The 26206-nt window shown below is 44.2% G+C and carries 26 protein-coding genes; 20 read left to right on the top strand and 6 right to left on the bottom strand.

What is annotated here, in order from left to right:
- Position 1 precedes the first annotated feature (1 nt).
- The 7 genes from BR63_RS10735 to BR63_RS10700 all read left to right on the top strand — a co-directional run bounded on the left by BR63_RS10735 (position 2) and on the right by BR63_RS10700 (position 6561).
- A complete protein-coding gene (locus BR63_RS10735) occupies positions 2-1213 on the top strand; it encodes an electron transfer flavoprotein subunit alpha (protein WP_034420102.1) in 1212 nt (403 codons plus the stop codon).
- A 33-nt stretch (positions 1214-1246) separates the two neighbouring features.
- Complete coding sequence (locus tag BR63_RS10730) at positions 1247-1675, top strand: MaoC family dehydratase (RefSeq protein WP_034420100.1); 429 nt, start codon at positions 1247-1249, stop codon at positions 1673-1675.
- A gap of 34 nt (positions 1676-1709) precedes the next feature.
- Positions 1710-2552, top strand: coding sequence for a 3-hydroxybutyryl-CoA dehydrogenase (locus tag BR63_RS10725; protein WP_034420243.1), 843 nt, complete (start codon positions 1710-1712; stop codon positions 2550-2552).
- 334 nt (positions 2553-2886) lie between these two features.
- Entirely contained in the window at positions 2887-3222 is a 336-nt protein-coding gene (locus tag BR63_RS10715) for a hypothetical protein (RefSeq protein ID WP_207724717.1), read from the top strand.
- Between the two features lie 217 nt (positions 3223-3439).
- Positions 3440-4063, top strand: coding sequence for a class I SAM-dependent methyltransferase (locus BR63_RS10710; protein ID WP_034420098.1), 624 nt, complete (start codon positions 3440-3442; stop codon positions 4061-4063).
- A gap of 50 nt (positions 4064-4113) precedes the next feature.
- Positions 4114-4803, top strand: a complete 690-nt coding sequence (locus BR63_RS10705) for a response regulator transcription factor (RefSeq protein WP_034420242.1) — start codon at positions 4114-4116, stop codon at positions 4801-4803.
- The gene (locus BR63_RS10700) at positions 4804-6561 is read left to right on the top strand and encodes an ATP-binding protein (protein WP_034420096.1); all 1758 of its coding nucleotides are present in this window, start codon (positions 4804-4806) and stop codon (positions 6559-6561) included.
- A gap of 52 nt (positions 6562-6613) precedes the next feature.
- Here BR63_RS10700 and BR63_RS10695 read toward each other — a convergent pair whose 3' ends face one another.
- The 5 genes from BR63_RS10695 to BR63_RS10675 form a co-directional block, all read right to left on the bottom strand.
- Positions 6614-8047 (bottom strand): carbon starvation CstA family protein, encoded by a 1434-nt coding sequence (locus BR63_RS10695; protein ID WP_034420094.1) that lies wholly within the window; start codon positions 8045-8047, stop codon positions 6614-6616.
- A gap of 129 nt (positions 8048-8176) precedes the next feature.
- On the bottom strand, positions 8177-8959 hold the full coding sequence (locus tag BR63_RS10690; RefSeq protein WP_034420093.1) for a LytR/AlgR family response regulator transcription factor: 783 nt from the start codon (positions 8957-8959) through the stop codon (positions 8177-8179).
- On the bottom strand, positions 8931-10646 hold the full coding sequence (locus BR63_RS10685; protein ID WP_051965398.1) for a sensor histidine kinase: 1716 nt from the start codon (positions 10644-10646) through the stop codon (positions 8931-8933). Before BR63_RS10685 ends, BR63_RS10690 begins: the two co-directional genes overlap by 29 nt.
- 249 nt (positions 10647-10895) lie before the next feature.
- Entirely contained in the window at positions 10896-11237 is a 342-nt protein-coding gene (locus tag BR63_RS10680; protein ID WP_034420091.1) for a LysM peptidoglycan-binding domain-containing protein, read from the bottom strand.
- Between the two features lie 450 nt (positions 11238-11687).
- Entirely contained in the window at positions 11688-12122 is a 435-nt protein-coding gene (locus BR63_RS10675) for an Hsp20/alpha crystallin family protein (protein ID WP_243269978.1), read from the bottom strand.
- 214 nt (positions 12123-12336) lie between these two features.
- On the opposite strand from BR63_RS10675, the gene BR63_RS10670 reads away from it, so the two are divergent.
- Positions 12337-13743, top strand: a complete 1407-nt coding sequence (locus BR63_RS10670; protein WP_207724716.1) for an aspartate aminotransferase family protein — start codon at positions 12337-12339, stop codon at positions 13741-13743.
- 17 nt (positions 13744-13760) lie between these two features.
- Here BR63_RS10670 and BR63_RS10665 read toward each other — a convergent pair whose 3' ends face one another.
- Positions 13761-14228, bottom strand: a complete 468-nt coding sequence (locus BR63_RS10665) for a demethoxyubiquinone hydroxylase family protein (protein WP_034420088.1) — start codon at positions 14226-14228, stop codon at positions 13761-13763.
- A 166-nt stretch (positions 14229-14394) separates the two neighbouring features.
- Between BR63_RS10665 and BR63_RS10660 the strand changes: the two genes are divergently transcribed.
- The 12 genes from BR63_RS10660 (at position 14395) to BR63_RS10605 (ending at position 26158) form a co-directional block, all read left to right on the top strand.
- Positions 14395-15300 carry a radical SAM protein gene (locus BR63_RS10660; protein ID WP_034420087.1) on the top strand — a complete coding sequence of 302 codons (906 nt, stop codon included), beginning with the start codon at positions 14395-14397 and terminating at the stop codon, positions 15298-15300.
- 96 nt (positions 15301-15396) lie between these two features.
- Entirely contained in the window at positions 15397-17109 is a 1713-nt protein-coding gene (locus tag BR63_RS10655; protein ID WP_081908002.1) for a glutamine--tRNA ligase/YqeY domain fusion protein, read from the top strand.
- Between the two features lie 20 nt (positions 17110-17129).
- Positions 17130-18056, top strand: coding sequence for an EamA family transporter RarD (gene rarD / locus BR63_RS10650; RefSeq protein ID WP_034420085.1), 927 nt, complete (start codon positions 17130-17132; stop codon positions 18054-18056).
- 43 nt (positions 18057-18099) lie between these two features.
- Positions 18100-18825 carry a protease complex subunit PrcB family protein gene (locus BR63_RS10645; protein ID WP_034420083.1) on the top strand — a complete coding sequence of 242 codons (726 nt, stop codon included), beginning with the start codon at positions 18100-18102 and terminating at the stop codon, positions 18823-18825.
- 195 nt (positions 18826-19020) lie between these two features.
- Complete coding sequence (locus BR63_RS10640) at positions 19021-19794, top strand: IclR family transcriptional regulator (protein ID WP_034420082.1); 774 nt, start codon at positions 19021-19023, stop codon at positions 19792-19794.
- A gap of 68 nt (positions 19795-19862) precedes the next feature.
- Positions 19863-20942 (top strand): butyrate kinase, encoded by a 1080-nt coding sequence (buk, locus tag BR63_RS10635; RefSeq protein ID WP_034420081.1) that lies wholly within the window; start codon positions 19863-19865, stop codon positions 20940-20942.
- 332 nt (positions 20943-21274) lie between these two features.
- Positions 21275-22177 carry a bifunctional enoyl-CoA hydratase/phosphate acetyltransferase gene (locus BR63_RS10630; RefSeq protein ID WP_034420080.1) on the top strand — a complete coding sequence of 301 codons (903 nt, stop codon included), beginning with the start codon at positions 21275-21277 and terminating at the stop codon, positions 22175-22177.
- Between the two features lie 19 nt (positions 22178-22196).
- A complete protein-coding gene (locus BR63_RS10625) occupies positions 22197-22400 on the top strand; it encodes a 4Fe-4S dicluster domain-containing protein (RefSeq protein WP_034420079.1) in 204 nt (67 codons plus the stop codon).
- A gap of 26 nt (positions 22401-22426) precedes the next feature.
- Positions 22427-23497 (top strand): 3-methyl-2-oxobutanoate dehydrogenase subunit VorB, encoded by a 1071-nt coding sequence (gene vorB / locus BR63_RS10620; RefSeq protein ID WP_034420078.1) that lies wholly within the window; start codon positions 22427-22429, stop codon positions 23495-23497.
- Positions 23498-23501: 4 nt separating this feature from the next.
- Positions 23502-24254, top strand: a complete 753-nt coding sequence (locus BR63_RS10615) for a thiamine pyrophosphate-dependent enzyme (RefSeq protein ID WP_034420238.1) — start codon at positions 23502-23504, stop codon at positions 24252-24254.
- Entirely contained in the window at positions 24251-24781 is a 531-nt protein-coding gene (locus BR63_RS10610) for a 2-oxoacid:acceptor oxidoreductase family protein (RefSeq protein ID WP_034420077.1), read from the top strand. The genes BR63_RS10615 and BR63_RS10610 overlap by 4 nt, the downstream gene beginning before the upstream one ends.
- A 177-nt stretch (positions 24782-24958) precedes the next feature.
- Complete coding sequence (locus BR63_RS10605; RefSeq protein ID WP_034420076.1) at positions 24959-26158, top strand: DUF401 family protein; 1200 nt, start codon at positions 24959-24961, stop codon at positions 26156-26158.
- The last annotated feature ends 48 nt before the right edge of the window (positions 26159-26206 follow it).

The following is a 26206-nucleotide window of genomic DNA, read 5'->3' as shown; positions in this document are numbered from 1 at the left end:
CATGAGCGTAGTTGTTTTAAAAGATAAATGTATCGGCTGCAAGCTTTGTGTACCCGCGTGCCCCTATAATGCCATTGAGGTGGTAGACCGCAAAGCCATAATTAAAGATAACTGTACCGGCTGTGGAGCTTGTGTCACCTCCTGTAAAAAAGACGCCATTATATCTGAGGGTCAAAAGGCTGGCCAATCCAACCTGAATCAGTATCAGGGGGTATGGGTTTTTGCTGAACAGCGAGAAGGAAGATTAGCCGATGTGGCTATCGAGCTTTTAGGAGAAGGACGTAAGCTAGCAGATCAATTAGGACAAAAACTAGCAGCAGTTCTTTTGGGAGATGAGGTTGAGAGCCTGGCTGGGCAGCTTTTTGCTTTTGGCGCTGACAGGGTTTACTTGGCCCAGGACCCTATCCTTAAACACTATCGTACTGAAGCCTATGCTACTGTAGTGGCGGACCTGGCCCAGGCTGAAAAACCAGCTATTGTTCTTTACGGTGCTACCCATGTTGGACGAGATCTGGCTCCACGAGTTACCCGCCGTTTGAGAACCGGGTTGACCGCAGATTGTACTGAACTAGATATTGATAATGAGTCAGGACTCCTGTTACAAACCCGCCCCGCCTTTGGCGGCAGTATCATGGCCACCATTGTTTGCCCCAACCATCGTCCCCAGATGGCTACTGTTCGTCCCGGTGTTTTCTCTAAGCCGGAAAAAGTGGAGGGTAGAAAAGGTGAAATTGTAACGGTCCCTGTAAAGATTGCCGAGAAAGATATTCGCACAACCATCCTGGAAGTGGTTAAGGAAGCCAAACAGGGTGCCAATTTGGAAGAAGCCAGTGTTATCGTTGCCGGGGGAAGGGGTATTGGCAACGCCGAGAAGTTTAAGCTCCTTGATGAAGTTGCCCGGCTTCTCGGAGGAGAAGTAGCTGCCTCCCGGGCAGCAGTGGAAGCCGGTTGGTTAGGTCCAGAGCGCCAAGTTGGGCAGACCGGGAAAACCGTTAGGCCTAAACTGTATATTGCCTGTGGTATCTCCGGCGCTATCCAACATAGGGCCGGAATGCAAGGTTCTGAGGTTATTGTCGCCATTAACAAAGATCCTAACGCGCCAATCTTTACCATAGCCGACTATGGCATTGTGGCTGATGTTCATGAAATTCTCCCTATCCTCAAGGAGGAGTTGGCCCGTTTGAAAGATGAAGACCAGGGGGAAGTAGCTTAATAGAATACCTGTTATGAAAGGAAGGGGTAATTTATGTTACAAGGGAAGTCCGTCGAAGAATTAGTAGTTGGTGAAAAGGCTTCGTTTACTAAAACCATTAGTGAAGCTGACGTGTACATGTTTGCAGGGATTACCGGTGACTTGAACCCGGCCCATGTAAACGAAGAATACGCTAAAGGTACTATTTTCAAAGAAAGAATTGCCCATGGCATATTAAGCACTGGTCTCATTTCCGCAGTATTAGGAATGCAACTGCCAGGTCCTGGCAACATCTACATTTCTCAAACGGTGAAATTTACCGCACCTGTTAAAATAGGCGATACTATTACAGCAGAAGTTGAGGTATTAGAAATTAACGTGGAAAAAAACAGAGTTAAGCTTCGTACTACCTGTACCAACCAGAACGGGCAAATCGTCATTGATGGTGAAGCAATATCCATGCCGGTTAAAAAAAATAAATAGCTAGGAGTATCAGTGAGGAGGAGCTAAGTTGAATATCCGAAAAATAATGGTACTCGGGGCAGGAACTATGGGTAGTGGTATTGCTCAGGCTGCTGCTACAGCTGGCTTTTCAGTTCTGTTGTGTGACGTGGCTGAGGAAGCGGTAGTCCATGGTTTTCACGTCATCGAAAAGAACCTTAGCAATGCTGTTAAAAAAGGTAAATTAGATGAGTATGAAAAAAAGCGGATTCTTGCTTTGATTGCTACCACTACAGAAAAATCCCGGGCTGTAGAAGTTGATTTAGTCATCGAAGCAATCGTGGAAAATATCGACGTTAAGAAAAAAGTTTTGGCTGAGTTAGATGAAATTTGCCCTAGCCATACTATTTTAGCTTCCAACACATCTGCCCTTAGTATTACCGAAATAGCTAGGGCAACCAAACGGCCCCATCAGGTTATCGGTATGCACTTTTTCAATCCCGTTCCGGTAATGAAGTTGGTAGAAGTGATCCGTGGAGAGGATGCCAGTGATGAAACGGTGGAGGTTATTAAAGAACTGGCGGAGAAAATGGGCAAACAACCTGTTGATGTAAAAGAGGCGCCGGGTTTTATCGTCAACCGTATTCTCATTCCTATGATAAACGAGGCTGCATTCCTTTTAATGGAGGGTGTATCTTCTGCGGATGATATTGATACCGCTATGAAACTAGGGGCTAACCATCCCATTGGTCCCTTGGCTTTAGGTGATCTGGTAGGTCTGGATGTTTGTTTAGCTATTATGGAAACCCTATATAACGAAACCGGTGATTCCAAGTACCGGCCGTGCCCTTTACTGCGGAAGAAAGTCCGTGCTGGTCATCTAGGGCGTAAGAGTGGTCAGGGATTTTTCGTGTATTAATTTTCTTACAAAGGTTGAGACTTTGTTTGAATCTTTGTCTTTGTTAAAATAAATGAGCAGAAAGAGGCATGTGCGCTTAGCACATGCCTTACTTATCCTTATATCTTAAATTTATTTACTTGATTATGTAAATCCTGAGCCAATTCGGAGAGACCGTGGGTATTGGCCGTTACTTCTTCCAGAGTTGCAGTTTGCTCTTTACCCTTGTGAATAACAAAAAAATTACTAATAAACATGAAAAAATTACGAATTAACATTAGGCCTAGTATTTTTTAGAGCCGGTTTTGCACAAAATAAAAGAGAAAAATGATCTATGGGAGGAGGGAAATACATTTTGCATATAAGAAAAATATGTAAATTCCTTTGTTTACTACTAGTATTTTCATTGATAGTTTCCGCCTGTGCACCACAACGTCGCCCGGGGACTGATAATAATTATGGTTTTAACATGATGAGAGATATGATGACAACGCCGGAGGCCCGCTATGGCATGGTAGAAATGATGAAAACACCTGAGATACGGCAGGCTATGGTGGAAATGATGAAAACACCGGAAATGAGACAAGCCATGGTGGAGATGATGAAAACACCGGAAATGCGCCAGGCCATGGTGGAAACGATGAAGACGCCCGAAATGCAGGCCATTTTGAAAGAGGTACTGAAACCATAGAACAAAAAGCGTGAGAGATTTATCCTCACGCTTTATTAGTAGTAAAGTATAGGTTTTCCTGTACAGGTTCTTTTGGTCAGTATTTGTAAAAGTTCACAATTGCTTCATAAAATAATAACAATTTGGACAAGTCTTTGTTGTAGACTTATGGTAGTGATTATTATAAAGGAATGTCCCAAAAATAATTTTTTTGCTATGATCAAAGAGGTATGATGCCATGGATGATAAAATGACCACTGAGGTTAGAGAGAAATACGATAAAAAGGCAGAGAGTTATGACAGGCTGCTCGCTCCTATGGAAAGAATGATGATGGGAAAATGGAGAAAAACCTTATGCTCTAAGGCACAAGGGCTGGTTTTAGAAGCCGGAGTGGGCACAGGGGCTAATCTTCCCTATTATCCGGAAGGTGTTAAAGTAGTTGCTGTTGATTTCAGTCCCAAGATGTTGGAAAGAGCAAAAGAAAAATTATCTCTAAGCAAGGTTCCAATAGAATTACTATTGGCAGATATTCAAAACTTGCCTTTTCCGGATAATACCTTCGATACCATAATCACTGCTTGTGTATTTTGTTCTGTACCTGATGCGATTAAAGGATTTAAAGAACTACGTCGTGTGGCCAAACCCGGGGGTAGGCTCTATCTTTTGGAACATGTACGCAGTGAGAATGTTCTTCTAGGGCCTGTGATGGATTGGCTTAATCCTTTCTCTGTGAAATACAGCGGTGTTAACATCAACCGGAGAACGGAAAGAAATATTGAGATGTCAGGAATGAGAATCTTAAAGGTAGAAAATCTGTTTATGGATATTGTAAAGTTGATTACTGCTGAACCAAATAAATGAAGGATAAAAATGATATAATTTGGAATATTGGAGAAAAAGGAGGAATTACAGTGGCAGGATATAAAAGGAACATTCTGGTGGTTGACGATGAGTCCGGTATTAGAGAGTTAGTTTCTTTATACCTAACTAAAGAACACTACCGGGTAGTAACGGCGGAAAATGGACAGGAGGCGTTAAAAAAGATCGAAGAAGGAGAAGAATTTCATCTTTTCATTATAGATGTGATGATGCCTAAGATGGATGGGTTTGCCCTCTGTAAAGAGATCAGGCGCTTTTCCGATAGTCCTGTAATATTTTTAACTGCCAGGGGTGAAGAATATGAACGTCTCTTAGGCTTTGAACTGGGCGGGGATGATTATGTGGTGAAACCTTTTAGTCCCCGGGAACTGGTGGCTAGGGTCAAAGCCCTGTTAAAAAGATCGAATAATCCCCTGGAAACTGTAGAGATCATCAAAGCAGGAGATATGGAGATAAACGTCCCTGGCCGGGAAATTACCTTGGCAGGTGAACATATTATTTTAACACCAAAAGAATTCGACCTTCTTGTTTATTTAGCCCAGAATAAAGGAAAAGTTTTAACCAGGGAAAAGATTATGGAAACGGTATGGGATTATGAATACTATGGTGACCTGCGTACAGTGGATACCCACATCAAAAAACTCCGGGAAAAATTGGGGGAAAAGGGTGACCAGTATATTAAGACTGTCTGGGGTGTGGGCTACAAGTTTGAGGTGAATTAAATGATTAGAAAAAGTGTGGTAGCCAAATTATGGGTGGCTATCGTTATTCTTATGATAATTATTCTGACTCTCCTCAGTATGGGTCTCTTTCAGCTCGTGGAAAATTTCTATTACTCCCAGATTGCCAAAAACCTTATTAACCAGGGACAGCAAATAGCAGATTTATATAAGAATGCACCCCATAGCCTGGAAGTTAGTAACCAGATAGAGATAGTATCCCGTATTATTAATGCTCATATCCTTATTGTGGATAGAGAAGGGCAGATACAGGCCTGTAATACCATGATGCAGCTGCCGCCGGGGTCGGTTTTTCAGGATACAGAACTGGCGGAAGTTTTTAATGGACAGATCGCCATCAAACGTGGTTTTCATCATCATTTTGACACCCAGATGCTGTCTGTAGCCTTACCCATTACAGTTGACAATGAAATAAAAAAGGCTATCCTCATGTATACCCCGGTAGCTCCCATTACAGCAACTTTGGAGTCTTTGAGACGACTGATTTACTTTGGTCTCCTGGGGTCCATCGTGTTAGCCTCTATTTTGGCCTTTTTTCTTTCCAAGAACCTTTCCAGGCCTCTGATTAAAATGAATGAAGTGGCCATGGAAATGGCCAAGGGCAACTTCAATCATAGAATACCGGTCCTGTCCAGTGATGAAATAGGTGTGCTCAGTGCTACCTTTAATTTCTTGTCCGCTCAGTTAAGGCAAAATATCTCTGCTCTGTCATACGAGAAAGAGAAACTGGAAAATGTGCTGACCAGTATGACAGATGGCGTAATAACCCTTGATTCTGCCGGGCGGATAATCCTGTATAACCCCCAGGCCAAGAAACTCCTTAACGATTGTGGAGAAATTAAAGAAGCTGCATTATTAACAGAGTGTGTTCACCTGGCCGAAGTAAATGTGCTGTTTAATGAGGTCATAAAAGAAAGAACCATTAAAAAAGGGGAAATATCCCTATCTGATAAAACTCTGTCTGTAAGGCTTTCACCCCTCTTTCAGCCTGAGAATGAGGAAATTATCGGGGTAGTCATTGTTTTGCAGGATGTGACCCGGGAGCGAAAATTAGAACAAATGCGCAAAGAGTTTGTGGCCAATGTTTCCCATGAATTGCGTACACCTATCAGTCTGATTCAGGGATATGCCGAGGCCATTATGGACGGGTTAGCAGATAACCCAGAGCAAAGAAAAAGTTTCCTTAAAATCATCCATGATGAAGCTAACAGGTTAAAAAGACTTGTTGATGACTTGCTGGAGCTTTCCCGTTTACAAACAGGAGCGATCAAGCTGAATAAAGAATGGGTTGATGTGGAACAACTTTGTCTACAGCTAAGGGATAAGTTTAAATCTGCTCTGGATCAGGAAGGTTTGGCTTTTCAATGTGAAGTATGTGACGATGCCACTGAGATCTGGGCAGACAGGTTCCGGATAGAACAGGTTTTAATTAACCTTATGAGTAATGCCATTCGCTATGCTAAAAAAGGATCTATCAAAATTAGTGTAGGGAAAGATGATGAAGGGTTCGTGATTAACGTAAGTGATACCGGTGCAGGCATACTGGTCAAGGATTTACCTTATATATTTGAGAGATTTTACCGGGCTGACAAATCCCGGAACAGGGAAAGCGGCGGCACCGGGTTAGGACTCTCCATTGTTAAAAATATCGTCGATGCCCATGGAGGTACAATTACTGTGGAGAGTAAGGAAGGAAAAGGAACAACCTTTAGGATCTTCTTGCCGGGTTTAAATATATAAATTTATGTAAACGAAACTGGCTGTTGAAATATTCAACAGCCAGTTTTATTAACTATTTCGTTAATGCCGGTTTTAGTTTTTCGTTTCTTCTTGTCTTGCCTTTAATCAAGAGAAAGCAACCTAAGGCAACGGCCGCTGCGATTAGACCGATGGGGTAAGAAACGGTTGTGGGTAAACCGAATCCTTCCGGAGCCTGGAAGATATAAGTCACTGTCACCGCTGTCATAAAGGTTGCTGGAACTGTAGCAATCCAGTGGTTTTTGGCGATGCTTTTAAGATATACGGCAGCGGTCCACAGGACAATCATGGCCAGTGTCTGGTTGGACCAGGCAAAGTAACGCCACACAATATCGAAGTTAATTCTGGTTAGAAGAAAGGCAACAATGAAAAGAGGAACAGCCAGTTGTAAGCGAGCCAGTGGCTTACCTTGTTTCAGGTTAAAGGAGTCGGCAATAGTTAAACGCGCACTCCTGAAGGCCGTATCCCCGGAGGTAATGGGGCAGGCGATAACGCCTAACATGGCTAACACACCGCCAAATACACCGAGAACACTGGTAGAAATGGTGTGAACAACGGCGCCAGGCCCACCTTTGGCTAAAGCTGCTGCCAATCCGTCTGTGCCGTGGAAGAAAGCAATAGCACCGGCTGCCCAGATCAGGGCAATGATTCCTTCAGCAATCATTGCGCCATAAAATACTTTTCTACCCTGTTTTTCGTTTTGCAGGCAACGTGCCATCATGGGCGACTGAGTAGCATGGAACCCGCTGATAGCACCACAAGCGATAGTGATAAAGAGCAAGGGCCAGATAGGCAATCCTTTGGGGTGTAAATTAGCCAGGGTCAATTCAGGCAGGGTGTATCCTTTAAAAATCAGACCTACGGAAATCCCCACTGCCATGAATATTAAAGCAGCACCAAAAATGGGATAGAATCTTCCGATTAATTTATCGATGGGAAGGATGGTAGCCAGGAAGTAATAGACGAAGATGATGGCAAGCCAGACATTAGTTGTCAAGATATCTGGAGTCAGGCTGGCTAATAACTTAGCGGGACCCAGCATAAATACTGTTCCTACCAGGATTAACAGGATGATGGAAAATACTCTCATGATCTGTTTGGCGGTATCACCTAAATAAATACCTACTATTTCTGAGATGCTGGCCCCATTGTGCCGGACCGAGAGCATTCCCGAAAAGAAGTCATGGACTGCTCCTGCAAAAATAGCGCCAAAGACAATCCACAGGAAAGCCGCCGGTCCCCAGAGGGCCCCGGAAATGGCACCATAGATGGGGCCTAATCCGGCAATGTTTAAAAATTGGATCAGGAAAATTTTCTTCCATCCCATGGGTACATAGTCAACACCGTCTGCCATGGAAGTAGCAGGGGTTGGCCGTGTTTCATCAACACCAAATGCTTTTTCTACAATTTTACCGTAAACAAAGTAACCGCCAATTAATAAAAGAATGGATGCGAGAAACGTTACCATGTTCAACGACCTCCCTTAGTATTTTGTATACTTAAGATACCTTAAATTTAAAGTAAAGTCAGTCTGGTTGACTTAAATTGCATAAAAATAACCCTAAAAATATCTTTTTAGGGCGTAAAGTGGCTTTTATTACTTTTTTAGATTTATGGCTTTCTTAAACTCCTTAACCCGGTTACGGGATACCGGAATCTTCTCATTTTCATAATTCTTCATGACCAGTTGGTAGGTATTATGGAACCATGGCTCGATCTCTTTAATATAATTTAAGTTTATGAGAAAGCTCCTGTGGGGTTTAAAAAATACGCTGTGCGACAAGCTTTCTTCCATTTCACCTATGGAATAGCTGGCTTCATATTCGCCCGTCACTGTTTTCAATACTGTATTTTTACCCTCGGTGGTAACAATAAAAACGATATCTTCCGGGTCTAACAGGATTATCCTGTCTCCTTGCCAGACAGGTATTTTTTCGAAAGTCTTTTTTTCTGTTAGTTTTTCCAGCAGATCTAGCAGTTGCTCTTTATTGTTGACGTTGTAAGATTTATTTTCGTTGATCTTGTCTAGAATACGCTCTATGGTGGTTCTAATTCTTCCTTCGGAAAAAGGTTTTAATATATAATCCATGGCATTGATCTCAAAAGCCTCAACTGCGTATTTGTCATAAGCCGTAGCAAAAACGATAAAGGGTGGATGGGGGTCCTCCATTATTTTTCTGGCCAAAACGATCCCGTTTACCGGTTCCATTTGAATGTCCAGGAAAACCAGTTCGGGTCGAAGTTCCACAACCTTTTTAAGAGCCTCAAGGGCAGAAGAAGCTTCCCCACAAACTTCTATGCCACCTATCTTTTTGATGAGATATATTAATTCATTCCTGGCCGGCCTTTCATCATCCACCACTAACGCCCGGATGTTCATCTTTCCCACCTCTTAAAGGAATTGTAATTTCTACTGTGGTTCCTTTTCCTTTTATACTGCTTATCCTTAGTCTGTACTCTTGACCATAAATATTAATCAGCCGGTTATTGACATTTCTTAAACCTATACTTTTACCTTGAAATCCTTCACTTAAGATGTTTTCTAACTTTTCTTTGCTGAAGCCTATACCGTTATCGCTGATAGTGATTTTCATTTCTTGACCAATCTTTTCCCCTTTAATCATGATCTTGCCTTGACCTTTGGGGAGGATGCCGTGTGTAATACTATTCTCCACGATAGGCTGCAAAATAAGGCTGGGCAATTGGAATTTGAGAATTTCTTCGTCAATCATGTACTCAACCTGAATCTGGTCACTAAAACGGGCTTCTTCGATAGCTAAATAGGCTTTAATATGATTAAATTCCTCAGCCAATGTGATGAAATCCTTACCCTGCAGATTGTTGCGGTAATAGTCGCCTAAATACTCCAGTAAATCTCTGGCTGTTTCCGGATCAGTCCGGCAGAAAGACTTAATGGTGTTCAAGGCGTTAAATAAGAAGTGGGGATTGATTTGGGCCTGTAAAACTTTTAACTCAGCATTAGCCAATAATTGGGCGTGCCTTTCAACTTTGCTTAATTCTAACTGAGTTGAGAAAAGTTCAGCCATACCCAGGGCTAATTCTTCTTCCACTGAGGTTATACTATATTGGCCCATTTTATAAAGCTTTAATGTCCCAATAACCTTATCTTTTTCTTTTAAGGGGACTATCACGGCAGAACCCAGCAGGCAGTCTTCATTAATGCAGCCAATCTCTTCTTTGGTATGAACCACTCTATATTTGCCTTCCTCAATGACGTTTTTGGTCAAAGCCGTCAAAATCTCGTGACCGGCGATGTGATGGTCTTCCCCCATCCCTACATGGGCCAGGATATATTTAGTATCTGTAATGGCTACGGCTGCGATGTCAGTCATTTGATGAATGATTTTGGCCGCCTCTATCACACAGGGGCTATATAAGCCTTTGCGAAAGTAAGGTAGTGTCCTGTTGGCAATTTTTAAAACCAGCTGGGCTTGAGCAGCTTTAACCCGGGAAGCCTCGGTGAATATATTTTCCGTAACGGCAATAAAAAGAGCGATACCTAAGGAGTTTACAACTACCATGGGCAGGATAATGATTTGTACCAAATCAAGGGCCGCGGAAAAGGGTTTGGCCACCGCGAGAATGATCAACATTTGTATGAGCTCAGATACTACACCAATAAATAAACCCATGATCCATTTATTTTTCATATGTCCGATAAAGCGGTAAGAATATCCCCCGATAAAACCCTCAGTAATAGTGGAGATGGCACATGCTAGGGCTGTGAAGCCGCCGATATCGATGGCCCAGCGGTGCAGGCCGGCGATCAAACCGGCACCTATACCCACAAAAGGTCCCCCCAATAGACCACCGGCGATCACACCTATGGCCCGTGAGTTGGCAATAGCGCCTTTAACCCCTACTCCGAAATAGGTTCCAAGGATCCCGAAAAGACCGAAAACTATGGCCATAATCAACTTATCTGTAAGTTTGAGATCTTGTTTCGTTACCAATCTTTTAAAAATCGTTAATTTTGAAAGAATGATGGCCAGAACGATAATCAAACCCATTTTATTTAAGAGGGCAGTCAAAATGTTTATCACCATTAGTTTTCACCTCACAACAACCCATAAGACGTTTGAGAGTTTCTCTATTGTTAGTTCTGTAATGCTAATTCATATTACTAGTAAATTTTATATTTATCAAGGAAGTATCCGTAGTATTTTTTGGCAGAAAGATGAAAGCCTATCTCCTGATTACGGGAGATAGGCTTTGTTATTACGGTGAATATTTCCTTTATGTTTAATTCGTCTGTCTCGATACAAAAGGGCTATTGTTGCCAGGACCAGGACGCATTATCCTGGCAAACAAATATTTTGGCCTATTTGTAGATTATTTGGCTCAATATTGGGGTTAAGTTCCAATAACTTTTTAACAGTAGTGTTCGTTGCTCTAGCTATGCTATAAAGGGTATCACCTGCAGCAACTTCCCAATATATTCCTGAGGGACAGGGCTGTTCCGGCGGTAAACAGATTAAGCTTCCTACACGGAGATTATTGGGGTCCACATTAGGATTTAGCTGCCTTAATGTCGTTACTGTTATTCCTGATTTGATTGCTATCAGGTATAGCGTATCTCCTCTTTTTACTCTCCAGTAACGTCCCGAGGCACAGGGCGGCAATTGTCTTGTTGGCATGGCACATTCACTTCTCCTTAAATAATCTTTCCATAATTATTTTATGAATTTGGTCAAAAGGTGTAATGGGGGACAACACCCTGCTGGAAGAAATGGAATGTGTTACCATAGAGGTTTGTAGAAGGGGTAAGGAAAGAGTATTCAATACCCAAGACAAAAGGCCATGAGCGGCAATACATGGCAGTGGAATACCCGCCAATGTGACACCAGATGCAGGTGGACATGGGAGTTGCGTACGTATTCGACTTCAACAAAAGGACCGGCAATGCTAAAGTGCATGGGATCACAAAAAAGTACCGGCTGAAGTCTTTGAGAAGAAAGACTTTTTCTCAAACCGGTACTCTCAACCAATAGAACTGTTGAAAATATTGTAATAAGAGATGTTCATAACCGGGTCCGTGAAATGAATTATGCTTGGCGCATTGCCATGCAAATCGTTTACCTACTCTATTACTGTATATTGATTCTTTTACCTTTTGTTTTAGCTGGTTCCACTTTAGGTACTTTAATAGTTAGAATACCATCTTTGTACTGTGCTTGAGCCTCATCGGATTTTATCTCCACGGGCAGGGGGATGGTTCTGGAAAAGCTTCCATAATATCGTTCGGTCCGAAAAACATTTTCATCTTTAAATTCATTACTTTTTCTAGTTTGGCCTGATAATCTGACGGAGTTTTCGTCTACATAGACATGGAGGTCTTCTTTAGCCACACCGGGTATTTCGGCCTTTACTACCACTTCCGTATCAGTCTGGTAAACATCCACTTTAGGTCCCGCCGGTCCATAGGCCAGCCTGAAAGGTGACCTTTCCAAGAAATTGGCCATATCCCTCGTCAGGTAATCCAGTTCTTTGAAAGGATTCCACTCAACTAGACTCACTATCATCACTCCCTTAAGTAAATGTTTCAAAATGGTTTTCGCTAATATGATTTCCCCTTTCAAATAACTTATTCAATATTGTTCTGCATTAAAAGATGAGCAAAATTGCTTATTTTGCCAAATTGTTATAAGATATATGTATTGAAAATGCTTCCATATTATCATACTATTACCATAATGCACTGCTAACAGAAGATGAAGTATCCGAAAGGAGAGACGGATGAAAATGAAGGATGGGCAAAAGAAGAATTTTATGACCTTGGATGGAGCCCTGGCCATGGACAAGCGGGAAGTCCGGGAAACTTACCGCCGCTACGTTAATCCAGGCCTGGTAGATGTCATGGGTTTTTTAGATTTTGATAAGCAGTTTGTAAGAGCTGAAGGGGTCACCGTGTGGGATAAGGAAGGAAAAGCCTACCTGGATTTTCTAGGAGGTTACGGTGCCCTGAACTTGGGCCATAATCCACCGGAAGTCCAGGAAGCGGTAAAGGCAGTAATGTCACGGCCCAATCTCTTACAGGCCTCTCTCAACCCTCTGGCGGCAGCCTTAGCCCACAACTTGGCCCAGGTGACACCGGGTGATCTGGATCGGGTCTTTTTTGCCAACAGTGGCGCTGAAGCGGTGGAGGGGGCATTGAAGCTGGCCCGGGCGGCCAATCCCGGACGCAGTAAGATTGTTTACTGTAAAGATTCTTTTCATGGCAAAACTTTTGGTTCCCTTTCCGTGACGGGACGGGAAAAATACCAGAAACCTTTTCAACCCCTTTTGACCGGGTGCGAAGCTGTACCCTTCGGTGACCTTGGTGCTTTAGAAGGAAAGCTCATGAGTAAAGACGTAGCTGCTTTTATTGTGGAGCCTATTCAAGGTGAAGGCGGGGTAATGGTTCCGCCCGATGGCTATTTAGCCGGAGTTCGCCAGCTTTGTGACCGCTACGGTACACTCTTGATCGTTGATGAAATCCAGACAGGTTTTGGGCGGACAGGATATCTCTTTGCCTGTGAGCATGAGAATGTAGTGCCTGACATCATGTGTCTGGCTAAATCCCTGGGCGGCGGTGTCATACCTATCGGGGCTTTTGTTACCCGACCCCAGATCTGGGACCGGGTCTATGGGGGAATGGATAAATTTGCCCTGCATACCTCCACTTTTGGGGGCAATTCACTGGCTATGGCTGCAGGCATAGCAGCATTAAACTCTATAGTTGCCCAAAGTCTTGCTCAGCAAGCCAGGGAAAAAGGGGAATACTTCATGGCCAAGCTCTCGGAATTGAAGGGTAAATATGATATCATCAAGGACCTGCGGGGAAGAGGTTTATTGATCGGCCTTGAATTCAAACAGCCTGTGGGGGGTGTACTGGACAAATTAACCTTGGGTAAAGTTAATCAACTGGCCGGGGAGTATTTTGGTTCTTTGGTAGCCAGTGAACTCATGAATAAATACCAGATTATTACGGCCTATACCCTCAATAATCCCAACGTTATCCGGCTGGAACCCCCACTCACCGTAAGCTATGAGGCTATAGACAGGGTGATTGCAGCCCTGGAAGAAATCCTAGGACACAGCGGATTTACCGGCGTAATGTTAAGCAGTGTACGTACTGCCGTTGCCACGGTGTTTAAGCGGTAACAAAAAACAGACCCGTCTTAGGTCTGTTTTTCCTTTTCGCCGTAAACACCGAGTTTTTCCTTAGACCAGGCAGCATGCAGGCCCTCGTCGATGAGATTATACTGGAGAGTTTTGATAAGGTGACCGGGATATCTAGTGTTGCTGAGGTCATTTATTAGGTTCCGATAATCCTCCATGGCCCTTTGCTCCAGTAAGATGTTGATGTTCAGGACATGCTCTACACCTGACAGCGAAAGTATTCTTCCTGTTACATTTCCCACAATGGGAGCTACGACATCCCCTATCTTACTGGGTTGGCCGCCCAGTTCGTGGATAGCATTGGCGATGTTATCCACGTGCTGCTGTTCAATTATAGCAATACGCTCAAAAGCCACACATATTTCCTGATCATTTAGGGACTTACTTTGTGCAGTGTATAAATCCACCTGACTAAGTTCCAGGTTATAAAACCAGTTTAATTTGGCTAAAAGTTTTTCTTTTTCCATAAATCACCTTAAAAGAATGTTTTTAAATATTAGCTCAATGCATTACGAATTATTCCAAAATGATGTTCTTTTATACATGGGGTTTTTATGACGTATACATAACTTATTAGACGATTATTTAAAATGTAGATATAGATATTTATGCCATATGTAAAGGGGTTAAAAAATGACGGATACACCGGGATATAGAAGCCTTTTGGCCAAGGGTGAGTTAAGGGAGAGGGTTAAGGAAGCCAGGAAGCATTTAACGGAGTGTAATTTATGTCCCCATGAATGTGCTGTGAATAGAAAAGAGAGGATAGGATTCTGCCGGGCCAGGGACAGGGTAGTGGTGGCAAGCTATGGACCCCATTTCGGCGAAGAGGGGCCCCTGGTGGGAAAAAACGGGTCGGGGACCATCTTCTTTGGCTACTGTAATATGCGCTGTGTATTCTGTCAAAACTGTGAATTGAGTTTTGGCGGGGAAGGAGAAGAGGTATCTAACGAAGCTTTAGCTAAACTCATGCTTAAGCTTCAGAACTATTACCGCTGTCACAATATCAATTTGGTGACACCAACCCACTTTGTGCCAAATATATTGGAGGCATTGTCCATAGCCGCGGAGGAGGGATTAAATTTACCCCTGGTCTATAACTGCGGAGGTTATGAAAGGCTAAAGACCCTGCAATTATTAGAGGGGATAGTTGACATCTATATGCCCGACTTTAAGTACAACACAGCAGAGCGGGGAGAAAAGTATTCCCGGGTAAAAGATTATCCTGTTAAGGTGAAGGCTGCCTTAAAGGAAATGGACCGACAGGTGGGAGGCTTGAAGCTGGACGACAGGGGCATAGCCTATCAGGGTCTACTCATCCGCCATTTGATGATGCCGGGGGGCCTGGAAGATACCAAAAAAGTCTTGGAGTTTATTAAAGAGGAACTATCCCCGGAATGTCTGGTTAACTTAATGGAGCAATATTATCCCGAACACCAGGCCTTTCAATATGAAGAAATCGCCAGACCCCTGACCAGGGAAGAATTCCGGGAGGCGTATCTTTATGCCCACAAGCTGGGGTTGCGGCTGGCGAGATGAATATAGGAGACATTTAAATTTTGTGGTACAATTTTTAAAGTAAACGCTTTCCCCATTTTACGAGATAATATTCAACTCAAGGAGGTATTATGATAGATGGAAACACTGGATGCACCCGCTAATTTGCCCCAGCCTTCTAACTTTATAAAAAATATTGTTAACGAAGATTTGAAAATGAACAAAAATGACGGCCGCGTCCATACCCGTTTTCCTCCCGAACCCAACGGCTACCTGCATATAGGACATGCCAAATCAATCTGCCTTAATTTTGGCCTGGCCAACGAATATGGGGGTTTATGCAACTTAAGGTTTGATGATACTAACCCCAGTAAAGAGGAAGTGGAGTTTGTCGAATCGATTCAGCAGGACGTAAAATGGTTAGGTTTTGACTGGGGTGACCGGATGTTCTATGCCTCCGATTATTTTGAAGAACTTTACCAGTTTGCCGTCAAATTAATCAAGGCGGGTAAGGCCTATGTATGTGATTTAAGCCCGCAGGAGATGAAAGAGTACCGAGGTACCCTCACTGAGCCGGGAAAAGAAAGTCCTTACCGCAGCCGTTCCGTGGAAGAGAATCTGGATTTGTTTGAACGTATGAGAAAAGGGGAGTTCCCCAATGGTTCCCGTGTCTTACGGGCTAAAATAGATATGGCGTCGCCCAATTTGAATATGCGCGACCCTGTGCTTTACCGCATTATGCGGGCCACCCATCACAGGACCGGGGATAAGTGGTGTATTTATCCCATGTATGATTATGCCCATCCCCTCTCTGATGCTTTAGAAGGTATTACCCATTCCATATGCACCCTGGAGTTCGAGGACCATCGACCCCTGTATGATTGGGTTATCGATAACTGTATGCAGGATAGTCACCTGGAAAGTCGTCCACAGCAAATTGAATTTGCCCGGCTTAATCTTACCAATACCGTCATGAGTAAACGAAAGCTGCGGGAACTGGTAGAAGAGGGATATGTGAAGGGCTGGGATGACCCGCGGATGCCTACCATCTCCGGTTTAAGGAGACGTGGTTACACCCCCGAAGCCATCCGGGATTTCTGTGACCGGATAGGTGTGGCCAAAAGTAACAGCACCGTGGATATAGCCCTTTTGGAACACTGTATCAGGGAAGATTTGAACTCCAAAGCTCCCCGGGTGATGGCAGTGCTGCGTCCCCTGAAGGTGGTTATCACCAACTATTCCGAAAATCTGGTGGAAGAAATGGAAGCTGAGAATAATCCGGAAAACCCGGAAATGGGCACTAGAAAAATCCCCTTTTCCCGGGTAATATATATCGAACAGGAAGATTTCATGGAAAACCCGCCCAAGAAATATTTCCGTTTGGCCCCCGGGCAGGAAGTTCGTCTCAAGCACGCTTACGTTATCAAATGTGAGGAAGTGATTAAAGATGAAAAAACCGGTGAAGTCATAGAACTGCGCTGTACTTATGACCCCACTACAAAAAGCGGTGCCGACACAAGCGGCCGTAAAGTCAAGGGTACATTGCACTGGGTTTCCGCTGCCAATGCCCTTAAGGCAGAAGTGCGCCTCTATGAGCACCTGCTGTTGGAAGATGATGCGGAAGAAGATGAGGAAAACACTGACTGGAAAGCGAAGTTAAACCCCAACTCACTGGTCACACTCAACAACTGTCTGGTGGAACCAAGCTTAGTCGGTGCTGCACCAGGGAGCCGCTACCAGTTTATGAGACAGGGATATTTCTGTGTGGACCCCGATTCTACAGAAGGAAAACTGGTTTTCAACAGAATTGTTGGACTCCGGGATTCTTGGTCTAAAATAGAAAAGGCGTAATGGGAAATGGGGTCTGAGCATTGTCCGAGAAAGAAAAGCATGAAAGCGCAAGCGGGGTATGGTATGCAGCGGCTGCCTTCACAGCCTGGGGCATTCTTCCCCTTTACTGGAAAGTACTGCAGCAGGTACCCGCTCTAGAAATTCTGAGTCATCGCATTTTCTGGTCTTTCCTTTTTGTTTCCTTTCTTTTATTGTTTTCCGGGCGCATGTATAGTTTGCGCCAGGTAATTTCTGACTGGTCCAAACTGGCGATTGTTTTTCTTGGGGCCATTCTCATTAGCGCCAACTGGTTTATTTATATCTGGGCGGTTAATGCCAATAGAGTGGTAGAAGCCAGCCTGGGCTACTATATTAATCCTCTTTTCAATGTTTTTCTGGGTATGGTGGTGCTTAAGGAAAGGCTTAATATTTGGCAGTTAATCTCTATACTATTAGCAGCTATGGGTGTTTCAGTACTTACTATACAGTACGGGAGCATACCCTGGGTAGCCCTTTCCCTGGCTTTGACCTTCGGACTGTATGGTCTGGTTAAAAAAATGACCAATCTTGACTCCCTGACAGGTTTAACCCTGGAAACAGCTTTTGTCGCCCCTTTGGCCCTTGGCTATTTGTTTTTGCAGCAGTTCCGGGGCAGCGGCTCTTTTGGCGTAAGTTACTTTTATATCAATTTTCTCCTCATGTGTTCGGGTGTGGTAACTGCCTTGCCACTGTTGTGGTTTTCTCAGGGAGCTAAAAGAGTTCGCCTTTCCACATTGGGTTTTCTCCAATATCTTTCCCCCAGTATCAGCCTGTTTTTAGGTGTTTTCATTTTCAAGGAACACTTTACAAAAACTCACCTGCTTAGTTTTGGCTTTATCTGGTGCGCTTTGACTCTTTATGCCTTTTCCCAGACTAGTTTGCTGCCGCAATTACAACCCGGCTTTCTCCAAACCAGAGAGAGGGGTTAGGAGTTGGAGTGAGTCATATTAGGTAAGGGAGCGTGATGATTATATGAGAAGAACTTGGCTGTTTATGATATCAGTTGTGTTGATCTTAGTTCTTATCATTGTAGGCTGCAGCAGCCAGAAGGTGGAAAGTCCTCGTCCTCAAGAAGAAAAAAAACCGGAGGTTATAATAGGAGAAATAACTTACGAAACCATAAAAATTCCTTCGCCCCAGTTCGAAAAATTAATGACCGGTGAATTTGCCCAGTGGTATGAAAAAAACTACAAAGTCGACGGGCTCCATGCTTTTAGTTTAGGTACAGAGCGCTACCTGTTGTTAAGTGTGGGGGAAAAGCCTACAGGCGGGTACTACATTGAAAATGTTACCCTTCTTGGAAAGGAAAAGGAGATTGAAGTTAAAGCTAAGCTCCATTCACCCCAGCCGGGACAGAATGTTACAGAGGCCTTAACGTACCCGCACATTTTAATCGGGATTAAAGAGGATGGAAGACAGCTTGTTTTTGGTGGGGTAACCGGTAATAATCCTACCCCTGTACCCCGTAAGGATACTGGTAAATATGTAGGACAGATTGATAATAATTCTATTGAAATAAGAGTTAGCGGTGTGCCGGAAAAAATATCGGCCAGAGCCTTTAAATTAGGAGACAGTGTGAGGGATAAATTCTCAGCGTTACAACTAAAAACTGGGGAAGAGATAGGTTTTACCTATGTGGAAAAGCCCAACCAGCAGCCTGTTATTTTAGAAATATACCGTCTGAAAAATACTAAATGACCTAACCCACTATCTTTAAAATAAGTACTTTAAAGAAACTCTAGGAGACCTTGACGGGTCTCCTTTATTTTTACTTTTTTACTCTATTTCGTGGACGTATTGTGTTATATAATAAATTTGATGGGAAAAGAGTTGGGTAGCAAAATGACTCACCTTTATCTACTAGAAAAGCCTGGAGGGGGGAGGTGAGAATCAATGATTAATGAAAAAGACGTAATCAACTCTATCGACCGGGCTTTGGACATTCTCTTGCTCTTACAGCAGGAGGGAAGGGAAATGGGGATTACGCAAATCAGCAGTGCATTAGGAATATATAAAAGCACTGTCTATAGAACACTGGCCACCCTGGAAAAAAGAGGATTTGTCCACCAGAATCCTGACAACGGGAAATACTGGCTGGGACTGAAGATTTATTCTTTAGGTATGCTGGTTAAAGAAAAACTAACCATTAAGAATCTGGCCTACCCTTATGCCAAGGCCTTATCCGATAAGTTCCGGGAAGTGGTGCATATTTCTGTCCTGGATAACAGTGCCGAAATTTATCCCAAACACATCATTATTGATAAAATTGAGACCCAGCAGGTGCTAAGTGTGACGCCCCCCGTCGGCTCAAGCGCTCCCTGTCATTCTTCCTCTGTGGGCAAATGCCTCCTGGCGTTTAGTCCACCTGGTTATCTGGAGAGGTTTATCGGTAAAGAGCTGCCCAAATACACCGAAAAAACCATAGTGGGCTGGCCTCAGTTGTTAGCAGAGCTTGCAGATATCAGAGAAAAAGGATATGCCATAGATGATGAGGAATTAGAATTGGGTCTTACCTGTGTAGGTGCACCTATCTTGGGGCGAAACGGTGAGGTCATCGCTGCCCTCAGTTTGTCCGGTCCCACCTCAAGGGTAAAGTCAGACAGGTTTGGGGAAATTGTTACGGAAGTCAGAAGAACAACATCAGATATTTCTAACTTGCTACGCTAATTTTTTTCTCACATAAACAGAACGACGTTCCCACAGTAGGAACACAAAATAAAGGGAGGTCAGAAGGTATGGGTGAATACCAACAGTACAGAATCCTGGTAATCAATCCAGGGGCTACATCCACAAAATTTGCCGTCTATGACGGAGAAAAACAACGCTTTAAAAAAACCGTAGAACATTCAGCACAGGAATTAAAGAATTTTAACCGGGTATTTGACCAGTACCAGTACCGTCTCACCATGATTATAGAGGCCCTGAGGAAAGAGGACATTGAACTGACAACCTTTAAGGCAGTGGCGGGCAGAGGCGGTCTCTTAAAACCTTTAGCGGGAGGAACTTATCTGGTGAATGAACAAATGGTGGCTGACCTTAAAAAGGCTGAACGTGGCGAGCATGCTTCAAACCTCGGGGCGGTGATTGCCTATGACCTGGGGCAGCAGCTGGGTATTCCTGCCTTTATTGTAGATCCTGTTTCTGTCGATGAAATGGAGCCGGTGGCACGGATTTCCGGACTGCCCGATTTGGAAAGGACCAGTCTTTCCCACGCTTTAAATATGAAAGCAGTGGCCCGTAAAGTAGCTAAAGAAATGGGGAAAAAATACGAAGAAGTGAATTTCGTTGTCGCCCACCTGGGCACGGGAGTGTCCGTAGCCCCTCACAGGCAGGGACGGATGATTGATGTAAATAATGCCAAAGAGGAAGGGCCCTTTTCCCCTGATCGCTGCGGGGGATTACCTGCCAGCCAGTTGGTGAAATTGTGTTATTCGGGTAAATATACCTATGAAGAGATGAGAGAAAAGCTGACCAGCAAAGGCGGGCTCTATGCCTATTTAGGGACCACGGACCTCCGGGAAGTGGAGAAAATGGCTGACCAGGGACATGAACTGGCTAACCTGCTCCTGGATGCCCTGGCTTACCAGGTAGCCAAAGAAATTGGGGCTATGTCGGCAGTCTTGGAAGGGGATGTGGACCGGATTATCATCACCGGAGGGATTGCCCATTCCACCAGGATAGTAAATGATATCATGAGAAGAGTGAAGTTTATTGCGCCTGTGGTGGTTGTCCCCGGGGAAGAAGAATTAGAATCCCTGGCCCTTGGTGCCTTAAGGGTTCTCCGGGGTGAAGAGGAAGCGAAGGAGTATGTTTAGTTGTTAGTTGATAGTTGATAGTTGGTAGTTGTTAGTTGTTAGTTGTTAGTTGATAGTTGATAGTTGGCAGTGACTAATGCTCCCCGTTCACCGACATCCGACTACCGACTGACGATCGCCGACATCCGACTGGATGACTTCCGACAATGCTGTACTAGAACATGGACTAGGAAGCAATTGAACTCGGAAATCGGATATGGGATATCGGGAGGCGAAGCCGTATTCGCCAAAAAAAGACGTCGGATAACGGAAAGCGGCTATTGGTTAGCAGAAATCGGATCTCGGAAGTCGGAAAGCGGGAAGTCGATTCTATTGATAAGGAGTGAGCATTGTTGTACAGAAGTTTCGGCGAAATATTAGAAAAAGTGAGAAGTGCCGGACCGGTAACTATTAGCGTTGTTGTTGCCCAGGACCAGGATGTCCTGGAAGCGGTGAAGGCTGCGGAAGAGGCGGGGATAGCCAGGGCTATTCTGGTGGGAGACGAAAATTTAATCAATCCCCTGCGGGAAAAGGTGGGACTTTCCCCGGACACACAGGTTATTCATGAGCCTGAGACAAATAAAGCTGCCTTAAGGGCTGTTTCTCTGGTAAAAAAGGGTGAGGCCCAGGTGTTGATGAAGGGACTCATTAACAGCAGTGATTTTTTAAAGGCGGTTCTTCACGCCACAGAAGGACTGCGTACAGGGCGCTTGCTCAGTCATTTGGCTGTGTTTGAAATCCCGGGTGAAGAAAAACTAGTTTTTCATACCGATGGGGGCATCAATATAGCGCCCAACTTAGGTGAGAAAAAAGATATTCTTGTCAATGCCTTGCTGGCATTAAAGTCTATAGGCATAACCAATCCCTATGTGGCCCTTTTAACGGCCAATGAAATGGTTAATCCCAAGATGCCCGCTACAGTAGACGCTAAAGCTTTAGTTGAAATGAGTGAGCAAGGGGAACTGCCCCCCGGTGTGGTGGAAGGACCCATTGCCCTTGACGTGGCTGTAAGCCCACTGGCGGCGAAACATAAGGGAATCACAAGCCGGGTATCCGGAAAAGTGGATCTTTTCCTTGTTCCCAATATCGAGACAGGCAATGCCTTAGGAAAATCATTAATTTACTATGCCAAAGCAAAAATGGCCGGTCTAGTTTTGGGAGCCACCCATCCTATTGTGATGACTTCCCGGGCGGAAACCGCCGAGGGTAAATTACACTCTATTGCGCTGGCTTGTTTGGCTCATGGCGATAAATGAGGCGAAAGGAGGGCTCTTGGTGCCTAAAGTTGTGGTATTGAGTGAGTATTGTAAAAGCTGTGGCCTTTGTGTAGAGATTTGTCCCAAGAAAATTCTCTCTATCGGCGATAAGGTTAATCAGAAAGGGTATTATACCGTAACGGTAACGGAAGAAGAGAAATGTACAGGATGTACCCTGTGTGGCCTGGTGTGTCCCGACCTGGCTTTGGAAATCTATAAGTAATCTGCAAAAGGAAAGGAGCTGAGGTAATGAGTAAGGTTTTATTAAAAGGAAATGAGACAATTGCTGAAGCCGCCATGCGGGCCGGCTGTAAATTATTTTTCGGCTATCCTATTACACCCTCTACAGAGATTGTAGAGTACCTGGCTAAACATTTGCCTAAAGGTGGGGGGACTGTCCTGCAAGCTGAATGTGAAGTGGCTGCCATCAATATGTGTTTTGGCGCTGCAGCAGCAGGAGCAAGGGTCATGACGGCTTCTTCCAGTCCCGGGATCAGCTTAAAACAGGAAGGCATATCCTATCTGGCTGCCAATGAACTCCCCGTAGTGATTGTCAATATCAATCGTACGGGACCGGGCTTAGGGGGGTTGGGGCCTGCCCAGTCAGACTATTTCCAATCCACGAAAGGGGGCGGGCACGGTGATTACAGGCTCATCGTTTTAGCGCCCTCAAAAGCCCAGGAGCTCTATGATTTAACCATGGAAGCCTTTGATCTGGCTGATAAGTACAGAAATCCTGTTTTACTTCTGGCTGACGGCTTCTTAGGCCAGATGATGGAGCCTGTTCAGCTAAAGGAAAGAAAAGAGGAAAACCTGCCTCCCAAGGATTGGAAGACCGATGGATGTAAAGGCAGGGCCAAACGGAAAATTGCCAGCTATTTTCTGGTGAATGAGCTGGCGGAAGAAGGCTGTCGACGCTGGCAAGCCAAATATGATCAGATAAAGGAGGCAGAGCAGCGCTGGGAAAGTTTTTATGCTGACGATGCCGAATATCTCTTAGTTGGCTATGGAACATGCGGCAGAATTGCCAAAAGCGTGGTGCTTAATGCCCGTAAACAGGGAATTAAACTGGGCTTAATCCGTCCCATTACCCTGTGGCCTTTCCCGGTGAAAGCCTTTACGTCTCACTTTGATGGGATCAAAGGAATTGTGACCGTGGAGCTCAATGCCGGACAAATGATAGAGGATGTTAAACTGGCTGTGAACTGCCGTGTTCCCGTACACCTCTACAGCAGGCAGGGTGGGATGCTTCCTCATGAAAGGGAAATATTAAAATATGTGGGGCAAGTCTTTAATTTGCCAGTGAGAGGGGAGGCATAGTGTGATGCAAAAAGTATTTGGCAGGCCTAAAGGCTTAACAGAAATACCCTTCCATTACTGCCCAGGCTGTACCCACGGTATTATTCACCGTTTAATCGGCGAAGTATTGGAAGAGTTGAATATTATAGAAGATACCATCGGGGTAGCTCCTGTGGGCTGTGCCGGTTTTTCTCTGGATTTTTTCAGCTGTGATTTCGTAGGGGCGGCACACGGGAGAGCCCAGGCAGTGGCCACCGGTATCAAGCGAGCCTTACCCGACAGGATAGTGTTTACCTACCAGGGTGATGGGGATATTGCGGCCATAGGTACTTCCCATGCGATTCATGTAGCGGCCAGAGGAGAAAAGATAACGTCTATTATGGTGAACAATGCCATCTACGGCATGACGGGAGGACAGATGGCCCCCACAACCCTCACGGGCCAGGTTACCACCACCAGTCCCTATGGCCGTGATAACGCCGTTGCTGGTTTTCCCATTGACCTTCCTAAGACTATCGCTACTTTTGATGGCGCTGTGTACGTAGCTTCTGTGTCTGTTGACTCTCCCAAGCATATCCTGCAGGCCAAAAAGGCCATTAAAAAGGCTTTCCAGGTTCAGCAGGCAGGATTGGGTTTTACCCTGGTCAGTATTCTCTCCACCTGTCCTACCAACTGGGGAATGTCGCCTGTTGACAGCCTCAAATGGTTACGGGAAAAAATGATTCCTGTCTATCAGATGGGTGAAATAAAGGTTTCCGAGGAGGTTAAAGGCTTATGATGGATAAAGTGCTGCTGGCCGGTTTTGGGGGCCAGGGTGTGATGTTTATCGGTAAAATACTGGCCTATGCCGGTATGCTGGGGAACCTTGAAGTCTGCTGGATACCCTCTTATGGACCGGAAATGAGGGGAGGCACAGCCAACTGTTCCGTGATTCTGTCTGACGAAGAAATTCATTCACCTGTTATCGACCAGGCTGACGGCGGGATTGTGCTAAATAAACCCTCCTTTGATAAATTTCTTACCCGGATTAGGCCGGGCGGGGTACTGGTAGTGAACAGTTCCATTGTGGAAATGGATAAAACCCGGGAGGATATTGAGATCATTACCATACCTGCTGGCGATATTGCCAATGAAATCGGTAATGCTAATTTAGCCAATATGGTATGCCTGGGGGCCCTGCTCCCTAAGCTCAAACTGGTAAGTCTAGAAAAGATAGAAAAAGCCATGGATGAGGTTGTGGGTAAGAAAAAGCCTGAACTTTATGACATGAATATCGTTGCCATTAAAAAAGGCCTGGAGAGTTAAACGGCTTCCTTCCTTTCCATTGCCTTAGGGGCTATCCTGGCTTTTGCTAAACGAAAAACAAATAAGTAAATTTTAAAGGGTCTGACATTTGTCAGGCCCTATCTGTTACCACAAGGATTTCTGTAGTAAAATTATAGTATATTTTTTACAAAATTATTAGGACAAAGGAGAATATGCATGCTAGTACTCGGTTTAATCATATCCTTTTCTTTAATCTTATATCTCATAAAAAGAAAGGTACCTATGGGGCTGGCCATTATTTCTGGCGGAATTGCCCTGGCTTTATTCTCCCGTATACCGGTGAAAGAAATAGTAATCATCATGGGTAAGGCCTTAGTGGAAAGGCAGACTATAGAACTGGTAGTGAGTGTTTTTTTAATCAGTTTATTAAGCATCATGATGCAGGGTTATGGCGTTATGGATAAAATGGTGGAATACCTGGAGAAAATGTTTAGTAATACCAAAACCCTGCTGTTTATTATTCCTTCTTTACTTTCTACTTTTATGGTTACGGGAAGTGCCATTGTTGCGGCTCCGGTCATTGATACCATGGGAGACAAAGTAGGTATCAGCAAGGCCAGGAAAGCGGCTATTAATCTATATCTGCGTCATGCGTGGTATTTTATCATGCCTATATCCGTGGGTATTGTGAATGCTTCTTATATTGCCGGGATACCTATAAAATCTTTAATTTTAGCCCAGTTTCCTGTAGCCCTTGCCTGTCTGGTTGCGGCCTACCTGGTGTACATTGCCCCACTTCCCAGGACTGAACATGAATTTACTACAGATGAAGGAAAGGGTAACATTTTTCTTAAAGTATTACGTTATACTTCACCACTTCTGGTGAGCCTTGTGCTTGCAATTTGGCTTCCTTTCTATCTAGCTATTCTTCTCGGTTGTGTCTTGACTTATCTGGTGAGGGTTGAAACCGCTGATTTTAAAGTTCTACTTATAAAAAGCAAAAATTTGCCTTTGTTTTATGCCGCTGTAGGTATCATGATTTTTAAAGAGATAATGGAAAATATTCCGGGACTTACCATGTTGATTCGGGACATCATTAATGAGGGTCTACCCTTTTGGCTTATCCTTATTATCCTACCTTTTACGGTCGGCTACATTGTCGCTAATACCTCGGCTATTGTAGGAATGCTCTATCCTTTGTTATTACCTTTAGTCACACAGGAGCAGCTGGTGCCTACGGCCATGCTCATTTATACGATGGGATACTGCGGCTACTTTATTTCACCCATTCATTTGTGCCAGGCTTTAACCAACGAATTTTTCAAGGTTTCTACCCGGGAATTATACAGGGAATACCGGATAACTGTTCCCGTTATGTTTATGGCCAGTGTTATAACTTACCTGTTTATCAGGTAAAACTAATTTTTGAAAACTTATATGGTATTTTGCCTTGCCAAGTCTTCC

Source organism: Thermanaerosceptrum fracticalcis (genome assembly GCF_000746025.2).
Taxonomy (GTDB): Bacteria; Bacillota; Peptococcia; order DRI-13; family DRI-13; genus Thermanaerosceptrum; species Thermanaerosceptrum fracticalcis.
This window is presented reverse-complemented; position numbering and strand designations above follow the sequence as displayed.